This is a genomic window from Micromonospora andamanensis, assembly GCF_016863495.1.
GTDB classification, from domain to species: domain Bacteria; phylum Actinomycetota; class Actinomycetes; order Mycobacteriales; family Micromonosporaceae; genus Micromonospora; species Micromonospora andamanensis.
The window spans coordinates 116,464-133,876 of the sequence record NZ_BOOZ01000025.1 but is presented as its reverse complement, the minus strand read 5'-3'; the positions used below and the strand labels follow the sequence as shown (position 1 = coordinate 133,876).

Below are 17,413 nucleotides of genomic sequence, written 5' to 3'. Positions count from 1 at the left end.
GCTCGGGGTGCCGTGGGGCAGCAGCTTGCTGGTGTCGGGCTTGTCGGCCTGCACGACGGCGATGGGGGTACCCGGGGTGGGCTCGGCGACGGTGTGGTTGAGCGGGCCGGCGGCGAGGCCAGCGGCGGCGGTGAGGCCGGCGATGCCCAGGATGCTCTTACGCAGGGTGGTGTTCATGGGGGACTCCTTCGCGTTCGGGGGTGAGGTCCGGTCCGCTTGCACGGGGGGTGGCGGTGGGACCGTGCGCGTGGGGTGCCAGAAGACCTGTCGAGACCGTCGGCCTCAGGGGGTGGGCCGTTTCGGTTCCGGGGGTCTGGGCCGGGTGTCGGCCCGAGGGGGGTGACGCGCGGGGCGGTGCCACTTCACGCGCCGGGACCATGTGCAACGACTGACCGGGGCGGCTCATTCCCGCGTCCCGCAAGGCCCAGCCAAGGGGTTGGTGGGTAGGTGCTGCGTGGTCAGTCACCGGTTACAACGCCGACCGACCGCCGATCATTCCGCCCGGCCACCGCGCCACCGCCCGCGAAAACCGGACACCACACCACACCCCGCCCGCGCTCCACCCCACCGAGCCAAAGGGCTCGCCGACTCACAACATGCGGCAAGTCGCGCTCTCCAGCGCTCGGGAAGGCCCGACTTGCCGCATCCGGCGACCGTCGCAGGCCCGACCCGGCTCGCCCGCCACCAGGGCTACCGAACCACCCACAGCCCCGGATCTTGGTCCGAAACCGCCCACCAGAGGGCCGAATCGCACAAAGATCTCCCCACCACCCGCCACCGCCGCGTGGTGGCGGGGCGGAGGTGGCCAGGGGTTGCCGTCGGGGAGTTGGGCGCTGCCCTGAGGGGTGTGGGGTGAGGGCCTAGGGTGGTGCGAGTGGCGACACTTCTGCTCCTGCGGCACGGACGTACCACCGCGAACGCCGACGGTGGCCTCGCCGGCCGGCAGCCCGTCGAGCTGGACGAGACGGGCCGTGCCCAGGCCACAGCGGTAGGCGAACGGTTGCGGGCGGTGCCGCTGGCGGCCGTGGTGACCAGCCCGTTGATCCGCTGCCGGCAGACCCTGGAGCTGGCGCTGCCCCAGGCGGAGCCGGTGGCGGACGACGGCCTGATCGAGTGCGGGTACGGCAGCTGGGAGGGGCAGCCGCTGAAGAAGCTGGCCAAGGAACCGCTCTGGCCGGTGGTGCAGCAGCACCCCAGCGCTGCGGTCTTCCCCGACGGGGAGGCGATGGCGCAGATGGCGTCGCGGGCGGTCGCGGCGGTACGCGCCTGGGACGCCCGCGTGACCGCCCAGCACGGCCCCGAGGCGGTCTGGCTGGCGTGCAGCCACGGGGATGTGATCAAGGCCATCGTCGCGGATGCGCTCGGCGTACATCTGGATCTCTTTCAGCGGATCGTGGTGGACCCGGCGTCGGTGACCGCGATCCGCTACACCCCCTTGCGGCCCTTCCTGGTGCGGCTCAACGACGTCGGCGGTGACCTGGCCGGGCTGGTGCCGCCGCCGGGTAAGTGGCGTCGGCGGGCCGCGCGGCCGACCGACTCGGACGCCGCGGTCGGTGGTGGCGCGGGGGCGTCCCGGTGAGCCGCCCGGCCTCGCATCCCGCAGCGGTCGGGGGCGTCGCCATTCGGGTCGGTGGGGTGCGCGCTGCGTGGGGCCGCCGGATAGGGTCGTGGGTATGACCCACCAGGTGCACGCCTTCGAGCCGCCGGAGCGGTTCGTCGCCGGGACCGTCGGGCCGCCGGGGGAGCGCACGTTCTTCCTCCAGGCGCGCGGCGGTGGCCGGCTGGTCAGCGTCGCGCTGGAGAAGGTCCAGGTCTCCCTGCTCGCCGAGAAGCTGGAGGAACTGCTCACCGAGGCGCAGCGTCGGTTCGGTGTGGAACTGCCCGAGGCCGCCGTGCCGGCTGGGGACAACGACCCGCTGGAGACGCCTGTCGACGAGGAGTTCCGGGTCGGCACGCTGGGCCTGGCCTTCGACGCGGACACCGCGACAGTGGTGATCGAGGCGATCGCGGTCGGTGAGGCGGAGACCGAGATCGAGCTTGGCGAGTCGGAGGAGGACGAGCCCGACGACGTCGAGCCCGACGAGGACCTCGACCGGCTCCGGGTCCGGCTGACTCCCGAGGCGACCCGCGCGTTCATCGAGCGGGCGCGGCGGGTGGTCAATGCCGGCCGACCGCCCTGCCCGTTGTGCGGCCAGCCCCTCGACCCGGCCGGTCACCTCTGCCCCCGGAACAACGGCTACCACCGGTGACCTCGTCCGGCGTGGCCCCCCGGCAGGACGGAGATGCCGCGCTGCGCCTGTTGCGCGACGGTGAGCTGACAGTCGAGGGGCGACTCGTCGACGCGTCGAACACCACCCTGCGCGGTGTGCTGTCGCTGGAGGGCAGGTCGGCGCGGTGTGTGTACAAACCGGTGCGTGGTGAACGCCCGCTGTGGGACTTCCCGGACGGCACCCTTGCCGGCCGGGAGGTGGCCGCCTACCTGGTCTCCGCAGCCACGGGTTGGGATCTGGTGCCGCCGACGGTGTTGCGGGACGGGCCGTTCGGGCCCGGTTCCTGCCAGCTCTGGATCGACGAGCCGCCGGATGCCGAGCCGCTCGTGGGGTTCGTGCCCGCCGACGCGGTACCGCCCCGCTGGTTCCCGATCGCGGCGGCCCGCGACGACGACGGCACCGCGTACGCGCTGGCCCACGCCGACGATCCGCGGCTGGCCCGGCTCGCGGTGCTCGACGCGGTGATCAACAACGCGGACCGCAAGGGTGGCCACGTCCTGGTCGGCCCGGACGACCGGATCCACGGCGTCGACCACGGGGTGAGCTTCCACGTGGAGGAGAAGCTGCGGACGGTGCTCTGGGGTTGGGCCGGCCGGTCGTTGCCGGCCGACGCGGTCGACATGCTCGGCCGCCTGTCCCGTCTTCTCGCCGGCCCGCTCGGCGAGGAACTGGCCGAGCACCTCACTCTCGGTGAGATCGCCGAGTTGGCCGGCCGGATCGACAGGCTGTGCGAGAGCTGTCGCTTTCCGCAGCCGTCGCAGGACTGGCCGGCGGTGCCCTGGCCGCCGATCTGAGCCTGTCGCGTTGATCACTCGCGGGCCGGCGTGACGTCGCCCAACGGCTGGTTAGGCTGGCGGTCATGGACTCTTGGGTGGGGCACGAGGTGCCGCGGCTACCGGGCCGCAGCGAGCCGTTGAGGTTGTTCGACTCGGCGCGCGAGAGCGTGCAGCCGAGCCAGCCGGTCGGCACCGCCACCATGTACGTCTGTGGCATCACCCCGTACGACGCCACCCATCTCGGCCACGCCGCCACCATGATCACCTTTGACCTGGTGCAGCGGATGTGGCGCGACGCCGGTCACGAGGTCCGGTACGTACAGAACGTCACCGACATCGACGACCCGTTGCTGGAGCGGGCCGAACGGGACCGCGAGGACTGGAAGGTCCTGGCGATGCGGGAGACGGCGCTGTTCCGGGAGGACATGGAGGCGTTGCGGATCATCCCGCCGGCCCACTACGTCGGCGCGGTGGAGTCGATCCCGGACATCGCCGAGAAGGTGCTCATGCTGATCAAGGACGGCGCCGCGTACCGTCTCGACGACGGCACCGGTGACGTCTACTTCGACATCTCGGCCGCGCCGAGCTTCGGTTACGAGTCCAACCTCTCCCGCGACGAGATGCTCAAGATCTTCCCCGAGCGCGGCGGCGACCCGGACCGCGCCGGCAAGCGCGATCCGCTGGACCCGTTGCTGTGGCGCGGTGCCCGCGACGACGAGCCGTCCTGGCCCGGCGGGGACCTCGGTCCCGGCCGACCGGGCTGGCACATCGAGTGCGCGGTGATCGCCCTCGGCCTGCTCGGCTCCACCATCGACGTGCAGGGCGGCGGCAACGACCTGCTCTTTCCACACCACGAGTGCTCAGCCGCGCACGCCGAGCGGTTGACCGGCGCGGCGCCCTTCGCCGGTCACTACGTGCACGCCGGGATGATCGGGCTGGACGGCGAGAAGATGTCCAAGTCCCGGGGCAACCTGGTGTTCGTCTCCCGGCTGCGCGCCGACCGGGTCGACCCGATGGCCGTGCGGCTGGCGCTGCTCTCCGGCCACTACCGCGCCGACCGGTCCTGGACCGACGACCTGCTCAGCGCCGCGCAGGAGCGGCTGGCCCGCTGGCGTCGGGCCGCCGCCGCACCCGCCGGTCCGTCCGGGGAGACCTTCCTGTCTGGCGTACGCGGACGACTCGCCGACGACCTCGACACCCCCGGCGCCCTGCGGCTGGCTGACGATTGGGCCGAGCGGACCCTCGCCGGCACCGACGACGACCCGGCCGCCCCGCCCCTGTTCGCCACCACCCTCGACGCCCTCCTCGGCATCCGCCTCTGACCCATCCCTCCCGCGCCCCCACGCCCCACCCCCACCCTGCCCGCGATCTTGCAGTTGTGGTCGCCGTTACGCGGCTTTCGTGACTTTCGCGGCGACGGAAAGTGCAAGATCGCGGGCGCGGGCGCGGGCGCGGGCGCGGGCGCGGGCGCGGGTGGGGTGGGGTGGGGCAGTTCAGCCGAGGACTAGGCCGGGGTCGGGGTCGGGGGATTCGGTGGGGGCGGGGATCTGGTACTCCTCGGTCAGCGTGGTGACCGGGCCGGGCCAGGTGGCCTGGGCGACCTCGATCGGTTTGCGGTGCGGGTCGTACGCCACGTGCAGCAGGTGCAGCACGGGGGTGTCCGGCCGGATCTGGAGGGTCTCGGACTCCTCCCGGCTGGGCTGGCGCGCGGTGATCGTGTCGGTGGCGGTCGCGTACCGCCGGCCGGTGGCTTCCTCGGCCTCCTGGTAGAGCGGCCGGCCGAACGCCTCGGCGCGTTCCAGGCTGGTGCCGGCGGTGTCGGTGGGCAGGAACCAGGAGGCGCCCACCTCCACAGGAGAGTCCTCGGTGCGGACGAGGTGGCGGCGGCAGAGCAGTTCGGTGCCGTCGGGTACGCCGAACGCGTCGGCCACCTCGGGCGGCGCGGGGGAGCGACCGACGGAGACGAGTTGCTGCCGATAGCGAGCGGCCAGGTCGGTGTGGTAGCCGCGGAAGCCGCCGTAGCGGCCTCGGGAGAGCCGGTTGAGTCGCCGCCGGGTGCCCCGGACGTACGTACCGGAACCGGGTTTCGTGATCAGCACGCCCTCGACCCGCAGCTGGTCGACGGCGCGTTGCACTGTCTGCTTGGCCACCCCGAACATCTCCGCGATGGCCGGGATCGACGGCAGTCGCTCACCCGGTGCCCAGTCGCCGCGCCGGATCTGGCTCTTGAGCTGCGCGGCGATCTGCCGGTGCGGGAACTCGGCCGCCCCCGGGTTGATCTGCATCCCGGCCTCCTATCAGCTAGGTTCCTAGGTTGCCCTACGCGGGGTGGGCACCGCCACCCCGACACGACATGAACCAACAGCCGACAAAGGCCCGCCTCGGACACCTCAACGTGTCCGGGGCGGGCCAGCGGCAGCAGCGGGGAAGGGCTACCAGGAGCCGGCGGTGGGGCCGGCGGATCCGCCCCGGCGGCGCAGATACTTCTCGAACTCCTGGGCGATCTCGTCCCCGGTCAACGGGGTGATGCCCGCGTCGCCGACGCGTTCCTCCAACTCGCGGACGTACTCGCCCAGCTCGGCGTCCTGCTCGGCGGCGCTACGCACCCGCTGCTCCCACTCGGCTGCCTCCTCGGCCAGGTCGGCCATGGGCACCGGCAGGTCGAGCACCTCCTCGACCCGGTGCAGCAGGGCGAGGGTGGCCTTCGGGCAGGGCGGGTTGTTGGCGTAGTGCGGCACGTGCACCCAGAACGAGACGGCGTCGACCTCGGCGCGGGTGCACGCGTCGTGCAGCACACCGACGATGCCTGTCGGCCCGTCGTAGCGGGTCGGGGTGAGCTGGTAGCGGCGCGCGGCGTCGGCGTCGGAGGCACTGCCGCTGATCGGCAGCGGCCGGGTGTACGGCACGTCGGCCAGCAGGGCGCCGAGCAGCACCACGCGTTCGACCTCCAGGCTGTGGCAGATCTCCAGCACCTGCTCGCAGAAGGTGCGCCACCGCATGCTCGGCTCGATGCCGCGGATCAGCACCACGTCCCGCTCGGTGCCGGCGGGGCTGGCGACGGTGAACCGGGTGGTGGGCCACTCCACCCGGCGGGTGGCGCCGTCGGACATGGCGATGGTGGGCCGGCTGACCTGGAAGTCGTAGAAGTCCTCCGGGTCCAGCTCGGTGGCGGGTCGGGCCTCCCACACCTGCTCCAGGTGCTCGACCGCCGCAGTGGACGCGTCCGCCGCGTCGTTCCATCCCTCGAAGGCGCAGATGGCGACCGGGGACCGCAGCACCGGCAGCCCGTCGAACTCGGTCACGCCGTCACCTCCTGCTCGTCACCGGCGGTCCGGGGCGCGGGCCCGGTAGTCCGCCGACGGTGCGTGGTGGTGTCGCTGTAGTCCTTCACGTCAGTCAGCCTACGTGCCGTGCCCGGACCCGGCCCGTCGGCCGCGCCGGATCAGCCGGGCGTCGGCACCGCCGTCGGGGGCCGCCGACACCGAACGGTGGTGCACGGTCTGGGGCATTGAAGAGCAAAACGGGCAACGTGATCCCGATGACACAATGTGGGATCGGACGGTACGTCGGGGTGCGGGCCCACCTCGCCGCACTAACCTGAGGTCGTGCGGACTTCGTTGCTCGATGCGCTGGCAGACCGGATCCTCGTCACCGATGGGGCGATGGGCACGATGCTGCAGGCTGCGGACCTGTCCCTGGACGACTTCGACGGTCTGGAGGGGTGCAACGAGATCCTCAACGTCACCCGGCCGGACGTCGTCCGTGGCGTGCACGAGGCGTACCTGGCGGCGGGCGCGGACTGTGTGGAGACGAACACCTTCGGCGCGAACCTGCCGAACCTCGCCGAGTACGACATCGCCGACCGGATCTGGGAGCTGTCCGAGGTGGGGGCGCGGCTGGCCCGGGAGGCCGCCGACGCGTACTCGACCCCGGAGCGGCCCCGCTGGGTGCTCGGGTCGATCGGTCCGGGTACGAAGCTGCCGACCCTCGGTCACGCCTCCTACGCCAGCCTCCGCGACGCGTACCAGCAGAACGCCGGCGGTCTGATCGCCGGTGGCGCGGACGCGCTGATCATCGAGACCTGCCAGGACCTGCTCCAGGTCAAGGCGGCGGTGATCGGATCCAAGCGGGCGATGGCCGAGGCGGGCCGCACGGTGCCGATCATCTGTCACGTGGCGGTCGAGACCACCGGCACCATGCTGCTGGGCAGCGAGATCGGCGCGGCGCTCACCGCCATCGAGCCGCTCGGCGTGGACCTGATCGGCCTCAACTGCTCGACCGGCCCGGCCGAGATGGGCGAGCACCTGCGCTACCTGTCGCAGCACTCGCGTATTCCGGTGTCGGTGATGCCCAACGCCGGCCTGCCGGTGCTCACCCCGGACGGGGCGTACTTCCCGTTGGGTCCTGAGGAGATGGCCGACGCGCTTGAGCGTTTCGTCGTCGACTACGGTGTCGCGCTTGTCGGTGGCTGCTGCGGCACCACCCCCGAGCACATCCGGGTGCTCGCCGAACGGATGCGCGAGGTGCGGCCGGTGGCCCGCGAGCCGCGTACCGACCCGGGTGTCTCCTCGATCTACCACCACGTGCCGTTCGCGCAGGACGCCAGCGTGCTGCTGGTGGGGGAGCGGACAAACGCCAACGGCTCCAAGGCGTTCCGCGAGGCGATGCTCGCCGCCGACTGGCAGTCCTGCGTGGAGATCGCCCGTGGTCAGGCCCGTGACGGTTCGCACCTGCTGGACCTCTGCATCGACTACGTCGGGCGGGACGGCACCACCGACATGCGTGAGCTGGCCGGCCGGTTCGCCACCGCCTCCACCCTGCCGATCATGCTGGACTCGACCGAGCCGGCGGTGATCGAGGCCGGTCTGGAGATGCTCGGCGGGCGGTGCGTGGTCAACTCGGTCAACTATGAGGACGGCGACGGCCCGGAGTCCCGCTTCGGCCGGGTGATGCCGGTGATCATGGAGCACGGCGCTGCCGTCGTGGTGATGTGCATCGACGAGGAGGGGCAGGCCCGCACCGCAGCGGACAAGGTCCGCATCGCCTCCCGGATCGTCGACGACCTGACCGGACGCTGGGGGATGCGGCTGCCGGACATCATGGTCGACGCGTTGACCTTCCCGATCTCCACAGGTCAGGAGGAGACCCGCCGCGACGCAATGGAGACCATCGAGGCGATCCGTGAGATCGCCCGACGTTACCCGGGAATCAACTTCACCCTGGGCATCTCCAATGTCTCCTTCGGACTCAACGCCGCCGCCCGGCAGGTGCTCAACTCGGTCTTCCTGCACGAGTGCGTGCAGGCCGGGCTCACCTCGGCGATCGTGCACGCCAGCAAGATCCTGCCGATGTCGAAGATCCCCGACGAGCAGCGCGAGGTCGCCCTCGACATGGTCTACGACCGCCGCCGCGAGGGCTACGACCCGTTGCAGCGGTTCATCGAGCTGTACGAAGGCGTGGACGCCGCCTCGGCGCGCGCCACCCGGGCCGAGGAGTTGGCGGCCCTGCCGCTCAACGAGCGGCTCAAGCGGCGGATCATCGACGGGGAGCGCAACGGCCTGGAGGCCGACCTCGACGCGGCGATGGCGGCCGGCACCGCCCCGCTGCTCATCATCAACGACATCCTGCTGGACGGCATGAAGGTCGTCGGTGAGCTGTTCGGCTCCGGTCAGATGCAGCTGCCGTTCGTGCTCCAGTCCGCCGAGGTGATGAAGACCGCTGTGGCGTACCTCGAACCGCACATGGAGAAGGCCGACGACGGCGGCAAGGGCCGCATCGTGCTCGCCACGGTCAAGGGCGACGTGCACGACATCGGCAAGAACCTGGTCGACATCATCCTGTCCAACAACGGCTACGAGGTGGTGAACATCGGCATCAAGCAGCCGATCTCCGCCATCCTCGACGCCGCCGAGCAGCACCGCGCCGACGCCATCGGCATGTCGGGCCTGCTGGTCAAGAGCACAGTCATCATGAAGGAGAACCTTGTCGAGATGGCGTCGCGCGGGGTCGCGGAGCGCTGGCCGGTCCTGCTGGGTGGCGCGGCGCTGACCCGGGCGTACGTCGAGGACGACCTGCGGTCGATGTTCCCCGGCCAGGTGCACTACGCCCGCGACGCCTTCGAGGGGCTGTCCCTGATGGACCGGGTGATGGCCGCCAAGCGTGGCGGTGCCCCGGTGGTGGACGCCGAGCGGGAGGCGGCCCTGGCCGCCCGGCGGGCCCGTCGGGAACGGCAACGCGCGGTGGTCGCCGAGTCGCTGCCGGAGCTGCACGACACCTCGGTACGCTCCGACGTCGCCGTCGACGTGCCGGTGCCGATCGCGCCGTTCCACGGCACCCGGGTGGTCAAGGGGGTGCCGCTTGCCGACTACGCGGCGCTGCTGGACGAGCGGGCCACCTTCATGGGCCAGTGGGGGCTGCGCGGTGCGCGCGGTGGCAAGGGCCCGTCGTACGAGGAACTCGTGGAGACTGAGGGCCGGCCGAGGTTGCGCTACTGGCTGGACCGGCTGATCGCCGACCAGGTGTTGGAGGCGGCCGTGGTGTACGGCTACTTCCCGGCCTACTCCGAGGGCAACGACCTGGTCGTCCTGGACGAGAACGGGCACGCCGAGCGGGCCCGGTTCACCTTCCCCCGGCAGCGGCAGGAGCGGCGGCTGTGCCTGGCCGACTTCTTCCGGCCCCGTGGCGAGGACCTGGACGTGGTCGCGTTGCAGCTGGTCACCGTCGGCCAGCCGGTCAGCGAGTACGCGGCGAAGCTCTTCGCCCGTAACGAGTACCGCGACTACCTGGAGGTGCACGGCCTGTCGGTGCAGCTCACCGAGGCTCTCGCGGAGTACTGGCACAAGCGGGTGCGCTCCGAGCTTAAGCTGCCCGACGGCCGTACCGTCGCCGATGACGACCCGACCGACCTGGCCGGCCTGCTGCGCACCGACTACCGGGGCTGCCGGTACGCGTTCGGCTACCCGGCCTGTCCCGACCTGGAGGACCGGGCGAAGATCGTGGAGCTGCTCGGTGCCGAACGGATCGGGGTGCAGCTGTCCGAGGAGTTCCAGCTGATGCCGGAGCAGGCCACCGACGCCATCGTCGTGCACCACCCCGAGGCTAGCTACTTCAACGCCAAGTGATGCGCGATGTCGATGAGTGCGTTGACGGTGTCTCGGTCTGCGTCGGTTGGCGGTGGGAGCGGCGTGGCGACCTGATGGTGCTGACGGAGGTGGTCCGCCGCGGCGGCGATCACGCCACCTGCTCCCCAGCGGTGGGTCTGATCGGCGGTGAAGTACTGCTCTAGGGGCTCGGCGGGGTCGGGGCCGGCCAGCACCACGGCGGCCGTCGCGAGCGGCGGCGCGTCGAGGGCGCCCCGCGAGGTGGCCAGGGCGTGCAGAACGGCGGCAGCCACGTCGGCTCCGCCGACCCTGATTGAGTACCAGGCGCCCATGACCCGGCTACGCCAGCTGTCCCGCAAGAGGGTCATCACCTCGGCTGCGGTTGTCGCTCGGCTCGCTTCTGCCAGGGCGGGAAGCAGGGGACGTCCGTACCTGACGGCGTTGGTTCCCATCATGTCGAGGTAGAACGGTACGACGCACCGGGCGATCAGCCCGTCACTACTTCCTTGATCCACCGACGCACGATAGCTGACGCATGCGGTGAGCCAGCGCGGCATCGCCGCGTGAATGGTTGCCCCGGATGACGACTCACGCGAGGATCAGTGCAGCCCGAAGCCCCGCCCGTTCGAGGCGGCTGTACGGAGCAATGGAGAGTCCTGGGGAGGAACATTGGCAGCCTACAGGGATGTACGCGCGCTGCAGCAGTCCACGGATGCCCTCGAAGTCGCCCGTAAGTTCTTCGAGCCTCAGCTCAGTCAACTCGGACTCGGTAAAGACCAGATACAACGTCAGACGCTTGATGAGCTCAAGATAAGTCTGGAAGTGATCGACAAAGCAGCTGATCATCCAGATTCTTTCGGGAAGCTGCGGGTGAGCATCACCCCTCAATCCGGCGCGATAATCGTGAAGGATGAGACGTCGGCGCACTTCGAGGTGGGAATACTTCCCATTCTGCTGGAGCGCCGGATGCACATTCTCGCCAGAATTCGGGCGCTGGAGGTCGAGCAGGAGGTTTCAAATCTGGAAGAGGAACTCGCGCAGAGTTCCGACGACGCCGAGAAGTCGCGCCTCATCGAGGATGAGCTGGAAGAGAAGCGGGGTGAGGAGACCCTCCTCCAGGAGCGCCTGACCGGTGGTGCCGGGGTCGCCAACTCGGGCCGGGAGGAGTTGCTTTTTCAGGTTGAGTTGCAGGCTCGCAAAACAGCGATCCGGCAGAGCTGGTTTGCCCGCGAATCGGTAGCCAGTCTCGTCGGCGGCCTTCTACTCATGGTCCTTGCCACAACGATGATCGTCGCCATGTTCGCAGGGACGACAGTTTCCGACATCATCTCCAACGCATTCCTGGTCATTCTGGGTTACTTCTTCGGGCAGGCGGTGCGCGAACGACCCGATCAGGCCGTAGCGGCGAATTCGCCGAGGGAATGACAGGCGCTCCGAGGCGCTCCGGTGATCAGTACGTCGGTCGGAAGTCCGGGCCTTCGGCTGTCCTCACCAGTTCCCACCCGAAAGCCTCAAGCGTGATGTCGGTACGGGCACCGAAGGTCTGAACCAGTCTGGCGACCGACCCGTCCAGCAGGCTGTCGCCGACCGTGGCGAAGACCTCGGCCGGGGCTTCGCCGAGCTGCTGTGCCACGATCCACGGCACCGCCAGGGCCACCATGAAGTCCCGGTCGTCATCGGACGCCAGGCATCGGGCGAGGCTGGTCGCCAGCACCGCGCGGCGTAGCAGATCGACGGAGTTCTGCCGCAACGCCAGGGTGGCGAGGCGGGCGCCGTAGCGGCCGAGGGCGAGCGCGGAGGCGGGGTCGAGGGAGCGGACGAAACTCGGCTCGATGCGTCGCGGCGCGCGGGCGAGGATCGCCTCCGCGAGCCGGTCCTGCTCTCCTGGGATTCGCTCCAGGTTGGGCTTCACCCGGACAGGATGGCAGAACCGCGCGAGGTTCAGCACTCGTCGCTGCCCAGGCGCGCGAACTCGTCGAGGGAGACGTACCTCGGTACCTCGTCGTTGCGCACCACGGTGGTGATCAAGACCGAACCTGGTCGAAGGCCGGCCAGTTCGGGGAGCCGGAAGGTCACCGCGTGGGTGGTGAAGCTGCTGTTGTCGGCGACGCCGTACATGCGGAAGGCGGCGCGCCGATCAGGGGCAGGATCGGGCGGGAATCCCGGCAGTTGGACGGTGGTCGGCGAGGTCACGTCCCGGGGTACGTCGTAGTCCCGGCCCGGCCAGCTCGGCCAGTTCGCGGACGGTGCCGGCGCCCCGGACGGGGTGGGCGAGACCGCGTTTGCAGTGGCCAGGACTATCACGTCCGGCGGCTCGTCCGCGCACCAGGCCAGTGCCGCGAGCGGCCGGCCGTCAGCATCCACGGTGAGGCCGGTGATGCCCTCGATCGCCGGTGTGCAGGCGGTCAGCGCGGTCAGCACGAGGAACGCGGCGGCCAGCGTGGCGACGATCCGCCGTGTCCTCGCGCGCATTCGAGCGACCATGCTCTGACGATCGCAGCGCGGCGTCGACATTCCACCTCGGTTGGGTTTCAGGACGGTGACGAAGACGCGTAGCCAACCCGCCGTCGATGACTGAATTCGACAGGTCCGCGCGAGTCGCCGTGTCGCCGACACGGCCCGGCTCGTCCGGCGGCTCCTGCCGCTGCACGTCGGAGCCGGGTACCGTCGATTGTGGCGGCTCGCTGGTGGGAGGCCAGCAGATCGTCGCCTAGTCCTTCACCCGGGAGCTTCGCCATGCCGCCGAGCGCGCGCACCATCGTTGACCCACGGTTCCCCGCTGAGCTTGCCCGAATTCGACGTGTCCGTGGCCTGTCACTGCGCGACCTGGCCCGCCTTGCGTACGTCGGGAAGAGCTACGTGCACGACCTCGAGACGGGCCGTACCCGACCGTCCCGAGAACTCGCCGCGCACCTTGACGACACGTTGCAGGCCGGCGGGCAGCTTGCCGCGATGGTGGTCGATGCACCGACCGTCACCACCCCCGACGACGATGACCGCCTGGCGTACGTGCTCGCCGAACCGACCCGCCTCGACGCCGCTGCGGTGCGGCTGCTCGCCGAGGTGCTGGCTGCGCAACGCCGCCTTGACGACGTCCTGCCGGCTCCGGTGACACTGCCGGCCATGGTGGCGCAGTGGTCCGCTGTGCAGCACCTCGCCGAGCGGGCCGCTGGGCCGCACGTCGGCCAGTTGCACGAGTTGGTAGCGGAGTGGACGCAGTTCGTCGGCTGGTTGCATGCGGAAGCCCGCAACGACGGTGAGGCGATACAGGTGCTGATCGAGGCCGCCAGGCAGGCCGACGCCGTTGACGTTGGCCCGCTCGCGGCGCAGGTGGAGAACTTCCGAGGCTACCTGGAGCGGCAGCGAGGCAACCCGCGCGGCATCGTGCGACATTTCCTCACCGCGTACCACACACCCGGGGCGACGGCCCTGCAACGCGTCGGCGACGCGGTCCAGGCCGCCCACGGGTACGCGCTACTCGGCGATCGGCGCTCAGCGGCAGGGCTCCTCGGTGAGGCCAGCGACCTCACCGAGGCGGCCGAGCGCGAGCAGGCACCGGTCCTGGCCTACTGGCTGACGCCCACGTTCAGCAGGATGGGTCTCGGGCTGGCCTATCTGGCGCTCGGCGACACGTCGGTTGGCATCGACAACCTGCGGGCCGGGTTGGCCGGGTTGCCGCCTGACCAGCGGGACGCCGGATGGACGCAGGAGTATCGGCAGGCACTCGCGGTCGCCACCGGCTGAGCTGTCCGTCAACCGTCCCGGACAGGACGCCGGACGCCTCGCACCTGCCCTGAGTGCCCGCGGCCATCGCACGATTCTGGTGGGTGGTGGCGGTGCGCCCCCACGTACCGCCGCCCCCGTCCCCGAACTCTGGCGGAGGTGATGGCGTGACCAGGTGGCAGAGGTTGTGGTGGTGGCTGCGGCGGCGGCCGATACCGCTGGCGGACGGCGGGCAGTGGCGGGAGACCGTCGAGCAGGAGGCCGCCCGGCAACGCCTGCTCGACCAGGCCAGGCGCAACGCCCGGTGGCCGGCATGACTGGGCGTGCCGTCAGCTATCGGGACGCGATGGCCGCCGAGGCGGTGCGAATCGGTCGGGCCGTCGACGCCCTGCCGGCCCGGCTCGCTGACGAGCACCTGCCGCGCCGGCCGGAGTGGACGTGCGCCAGTTGCGAGGGCGATCCGTCGTGGCCGTGCGCCCCAGCGCGGGTGCGGCTCGCCGAGGCGTACGGCCGGGACCGGATGGGCCTGTCGATGTACGCGGGTGCCTTGTTGACCGCGGCGTTGGACGACCTGCCGCGCGAGGATCCCGGCGAGCTGACGACCCGGTTCCTCGCGTGGCTGCGGTGCACCTGCGGGGCGGGTGGCCACGCCGGGGCGTGACCGACGATCGGCACTCCGTCGCATCCGTCGTCCTCTTCGTACGCCCGCCTGTCTGCGACCGGCCAAGCACGGACCGGCCGGACGGCGCAGCCGGGTGTGACGTCTGTTGCATGGACACGCCGACACACCATCTGGTGTCTTGCGTTCGCGGGTGGCCCATATATGGTGTCACTCGTAGCTGGTTCGGGTGCCCATCCGGGGCGGCCGAGGCAAGAGGGAACCCGGTGTGAATCCGGGGCTGCCCCGCAGCGGTGAGTGGGAACGACAGCCGTCACACAGCACTGGGCTCCGGCCTGGGAAGCGACGGCCAGTAGGAGCGCGCGAGCACGCCCACGAGTCCGAAGACCTGCCAGCACGCCGCCCGCACTCGTGGGCGGCGGCCGCAGGCCGCGTGGGACGGTCGACGCCATCAACGGGCCGTGCCTGCTGCGCGGATCCCGTGGCGTCCTCCCGCGTGTCCGAGGCCCTGAGCAGACGGCGCGAGGAGAGAGACGTGACGGTCGTGCGGGAGATGCCGGCCTCCGACGTGGGTGTGTCGGAGCAGCGCCGGCAGGTGATGCAGGTCCGCAAACGCGACGGCGCCACGGAACCGGTGGACGTCAACAAGATCGTCCGGGCGGTGGAGCGGTGGGTGACCGACCTCGACGAGGTCGACCCGCTGCGGGTGGCCACCAAGACCATCAGCGGTCTGTACGACGGTGCCACCACCGCCGAGCTGGACAAGCTGTCCATCCAGACGGCCGCCGAGCTGATCGGTACGGAGCCGCAGTACTCGAAGCTGGCGGCGCGGCTGCTGGCCGCGTACGTGGACAAGGAGGTCCGTGGGCAGCAGGTGGCCAGCTTCAGCCAGTCCATCCGGTACGCCCACGGCCTCGGGCTGATCGGGGACGCGACAGCCGCGTTCGTGGCCCGCAACGCGCGCAAGCTGGACGACGCCGTGGACCCGGACGGTGACCTGCGGTTCGAGTACTTCGGACTGCGCACCGTCGCGGACCGCTACCTGTTGCGGCATCCGCAGACCCGCCTGGTGGTGGAGACACCGCAGTACTGGCTGCTGCGGGTGGCCTGTGGGCTGTCGCAGACGCCGGGTGAGGCGATCGGGTTCTACCGGCTGATGTCGAGCCTGGCATACCTGCCGAGTTCGCCGACGCTGTTCAACTCGGGCACCCGGCACACCCAGATGTCGTCGTGTTTCCTTGTCGACTCGCCGCGCGACGAACTCGACTCGATCTACGAGCGCTACCACCAGGTGGCGAAGCTGTCGAAGTTCTCCGGTGGGATCGGCATCTCCTGGTCGCGGGTCCGGGGTCGGGGCGCGTTGATCCGGGGCACGAACGGCAGGTCAAACGGCATCGTGCCGTTCCTCAAGACCCTCGACGCGGGGGTGGCGGCGGTCAACCAGGGTGGTCGTCGCAAGGGTGCGGCCTGCGTGTACCTGGAGCCGTGGCACCCGGACATCGAGGAGTTCCTGGAGTTGCGGGACAACACCGGTGAGGAGTCCCGGCGTACCCACAACCTGAACCTGGCCAACTGGATCCCCGACGAGTTCATGCGCCGCGTCGAGGCGGACGGCGACTGGTCGCTCATCGACCCGTCGGACGCGCCCGAGCTGCCGGACCTGTTCGGTGAGGCTTTCGACGAGGCGTACCGGGCGGCGGAGAAGAAGGCCGTCCGAACGGTGAAGGCCCGCGACCTGTACGGCCGGATGATGCGTACGCTCGCGCAGACCGGCAACGGGTGGATGACGTTCAAGGACGCGGCGAACCGGCTGTCCAACCAGACCGGCGCGCCCGGCAACACGATCCACCTGTCGAACCTGTGCACGGAGATCCTGGAGGTCAACAGTGACACCGAGACGGCGGTGTGCAACCTCGGGTCGGTGAACCTGGGCGCGCACGTCAGCGCCGACGGCGTTGACTGGGAGAAGCTGCGCGCCACGGTACGCACGGCTGTGGTGTTCCTCGACCGGGTGATCGACATCAACTACTACCCGGCCGAGCAGACGGCGGTGTCGAACCCGCGCTGGCGTCCGGTCGGGCTCGGGCTGATGGGTTTGCAGGACGCGTTGTTCACGCTGCGGCTGCCGTTCGACTCGGCACCGGCACGGGAGCTGTCGACCCGGGTGCAGGAGGAGATCTTCCTGACCGCGCTGGAGACGTCGGCCGGGCTGGCCGAGCGGTTCGGCCCGCACCCCGCGTACGCCGAAACCCGGGCCGCGAAGGGTGAGCTGCATCCGCACCTGTGGGGTGCGGAGGTGACGCAGGCGCAGCGGTGGACCGAGGTGCGGGACCGGATCGCCCGCCACGGTCTGCGCAATTCGCTGCTTGTCGCGATCGCGCCGACCGCCACGATCGCCTCGATCGCCGGTTGTTACGAGTGCATCGAGCCGCAGGTGTCCAACCTGTTCAAGCGGGAGACGATGTCCGGTGAGTTCCTCCAGATCAACACGTACCTGGTCCGGGAGTTGAAGGCGCGCGGACTGTGGACCGCGCCGATCCGGGAGCAGATCAAGCGGGCCGAAGGGTCGGTGCAGGGCATCACCGAGCTGCCGGCGGAGGTGCGGGAGCTGTTCCGTACCGCGTGGGAGCTGCCGCAGCGGGCGCTCGTCGACCTGGCCGCCGCCCGTGCCCCGTTCATCGACCAGTCACAGTCGCTGAACCTGTTCCTGGGCGCGCCGACAATCGGCAAGCTCTCCTCGATGTACCTGTACGCCTGGAAGTCCGGGCTGAAGACCACCTACTACCTGCGGTCGCGTCCGGCGACCCGGATCCAGCAGGCCACCGTCGCCGTGAAGCCGATCGTCGCGGTCAGCGACGACGAGGCGTTGGCCTGCTCCCTGGAAAACCCCGAGAGCTGCGAGGCGTGCCAGTGACAACTGTTTCC

15 protein-coding genes and 1 riboswitch are annotated in these 17,413 nt (G+C 70.4%); of the genes, 10 read left to right on the top strand and 5 right to left on the bottom strand.

Annotated elements, in window-relative coordinates:
• Window positions 1-865: 865 nt before the first annotated feature.
• The 4 genes from Van01_RS20865 (at window position 866) to mshC (ending at window position 4,368) form a co-directional block, all read left to right on the top strand.
• Window positions 866-1,579, top strand: coding sequence for a histidine phosphatase family protein (locus Van01_RS20865; protein WP_204010167.1), 714 nt, complete (start codon window positions 866-868; stop codon window positions 1,577-1,579).
• 94 nt (window positions 1,580-1,673) lie between these two features.
• A complete protein-coding gene (locus tag Van01_RS20860; protein WP_204010164.1) occupies window positions 1,674-2,249 on the top strand; it encodes a DUF3090 domain-containing protein in 576 nt (191 codons plus the stop codon).
• Window positions 2,246-3,064, top strand: a complete 819-nt coding sequence (locus Van01_RS20855) for an SCO1664 family protein (RefSeq protein ID WP_204010161.1) — start codon at window positions 2,246-2,248, stop codon at window positions 3,062-3,064. The genes Van01_RS20860 and Van01_RS20855 overlap by 4 nt, the downstream gene beginning before the upstream one ends.
• Window positions 3,065-3,129: 65 nt before the next feature.
• Entirely contained in the window at window positions 3,130-4,368 is a 1,239-nt protein-coding gene (mshC, locus tag Van01_RS20850) for a cysteine--1-D-myo-inosityl 2-amino-2-deoxy-alpha-D-glucopyranoside ligase (protein WP_204010158.1), read from the top strand.
• Between the two features lie 171 nt (window positions 4,369-4,539).
• Here the strand turns inward: mshC and Van01_RS20845 are convergent, their stop codons facing one another.
• Together Van01_RS20845 and Van01_RS20840 are read right to left on the bottom strand one after the other, a co-directional pair.
• Entirely contained in the window at window positions 4,540-5,331 is a 792-nt protein-coding gene (locus Van01_RS20845) for a GntR family transcriptional regulator (protein ID WP_204010156.1), read from the bottom strand.
• Between the two features lie 147 nt (window positions 5,332-5,478).
• Entirely contained in the window at window positions 5,479-6,348 is an 870-nt protein-coding gene (locus Van01_RS20840) for a PAC2 family protein (RefSeq protein ID WP_204010154.1), read from the bottom strand.
• A gap of 303 nt (window positions 6,349-6,651) precedes the next feature.
• Here Van01_RS20840 and metH point away from each other — a divergent pair, with 303 nt between their 5' ends.
• Window positions 6,652-10,167, top strand: coding sequence for a methionine synthase (gene metH, locus Van01_RS20835; protein ID WP_204010152.1), 3,516 nt, complete (start codon window positions 6,652-6,654; stop codon window positions 10,165-10,167).
• Here metH and Van01_RS20830 read toward each other — a convergent pair.
• Window positions 10,149-10,661 carry a DUF6000 family protein gene (locus Van01_RS20830; protein ID WP_204010150.1) on the bottom strand — a complete coding sequence of 171 codons (513 nt, stop codon included), beginning with the start codon at window positions 10,659-10,661 and terminating at the stop codon, window positions 10,149-10,151. The genes metH and Van01_RS20830 overlap by 19 nt on opposite strands.
• A gap of 154 nt (window positions 10,662-10,815) precedes the next feature.
• Here Van01_RS20830 and Van01_RS20825 point away from each other — a divergent pair, with 154 nt between their 5' ends.
• On the top strand, window positions 10,816-11,571 hold the full coding sequence (locus tag Van01_RS20825) for a hypothetical protein (RefSeq protein WP_204010149.1): 756 nt from the start codon (window positions 10,816-10,818) through the stop codon (window positions 11,569-11,571).
• Between the two features lie 25 nt (window positions 11,572-11,596).
• Here Van01_RS20825 and Van01_RS20820 read toward each other — a convergent pair whose 3' ends face one another.
• Together Van01_RS20820 and Van01_RS20815 are read right to left on the bottom strand one after the other, a co-directional pair.
• Window positions 11,597-12,058 (bottom strand): hypothetical protein, encoded by a 462-nt coding sequence (locus Van01_RS20820; protein ID WP_204010147.1) that lies wholly within the window; start codon window positions 12,056-12,058, stop codon window positions 11,597-11,599.
• A gap of 29 nt (window positions 12,059-12,087) precedes the next feature.
• Window positions 12,088-12,618, bottom strand: a complete 531-nt coding sequence (locus Van01_RS20815) for a hypothetical protein (RefSeq protein ID WP_239099196.1) — start codon at window positions 12,616-12,618, stop codon at window positions 12,088-12,090.
• A gap of 264 nt (window positions 12,619-12,882) precedes the next feature.
• Here Van01_RS20815 and Van01_RS20810 point away from each other — a divergent pair, with 264 nt between their 5' ends.
• The 4 genes from Van01_RS20810 (at window position 12,883) to Van01_RS20795 (ending at window position 17,402) form a co-directional block, all read left to right on the top strand.
• On the top strand, window positions 12,883-13,890 hold the full coding sequence (locus Van01_RS20810) for a helix-turn-helix domain-containing protein (RefSeq protein ID WP_204010140.1): 1,008 nt from the start codon (window positions 12,883-12,885) through the stop codon (window positions 13,888-13,890).
• A 146-nt stretch (window positions 13,891-14,036) separates the two neighbouring features.
• Window positions 14,037-14,186 (top strand): hypothetical protein, encoded by a 150-nt coding sequence (locus Van01_RS20805; protein WP_204010137.1) that lies wholly within the window; start codon window positions 14,037-14,039, stop codon window positions 14,184-14,186.
• On the top strand, window positions 14,183-14,530 hold the full coding sequence (locus Van01_RS20800) for a hypothetical protein (protein WP_204010134.1): 348 nt from the start codon (window positions 14,183-14,185) through the stop codon (window positions 14,528-14,530). The genes Van01_RS20805 and Van01_RS20800 overlap by 4 nt, the downstream gene beginning before the upstream one ends.
• Before the next feature lie 162 nt (window positions 14,531-14,692).
• A riboswitch (cobalamin riboswitch) is annotated at window positions 14,693-14,898 on the top strand.
• A gap of 143 nt (window positions 14,899-15,041) precedes the next feature.
• Window positions 15,042-17,402, top strand: a complete 2,361-nt coding sequence (locus tag Van01_RS20795) for a ribonucleoside-diphosphate reductase subunit alpha (protein WP_239099202.1) — start codon at window positions 15,042-15,044, stop codon at window positions 17,400-17,402.
• Window positions 17,403-17,413: the final 11 nt, after the last annotated feature.

Bases quoted from the DNA above. Each gene is read 5' to 3' on its own strand.
- Van01_RS20845 (WP_204010156.1), bottom strand. From the start codon at position 5,331: ATGCAGATCAACCCGGGGGCGGCCGAGTTCCCGCACCGGCAGATCGCC.
- Van01_RS20815 (WP_239099196.1), bottom strand. From the start codon at position 12,618: ATGCGCGCGAGGACACGGCGGATCGTCGCCACGCTGGCCGCCGCGTTC.
- Van01_RS20860 (WP_204010164.1), top strand. From the start codon at position 1,674: ATGACCCACCAGGTGCACGCCTTCGAGCCGCCGGAGCGGTTCGTCGCC.
- mshC (WP_204010158.1), top strand. From the start codon at position 3,130: ATGGACTCTTGGGTGGGGCACGAGGTGCCGCGGCTACCGGGCCGCAGC.
- Van01_RS20795 (WP_239099202.1), top strand. From the start codon at position 15,042: ATGCCGGCCTCCGACGTGGGTGTGTCGGAGCAGCGCCGGCAGGTGATG.
- Van01_RS20800 (WP_204010134.1), top strand. From the start codon at position 14,183: ATGACTGGGCGTGCCGTCAGCTATCGGGACGCGATGGCCGCCGAGGCG.
- Van01_RS20810 (WP_204010140.1), top strand. From the start codon at position 12,883: ATGCCGCCGAGCGCGCGCACCATCGTTGACCCACGGTTCCCCGCTGAG.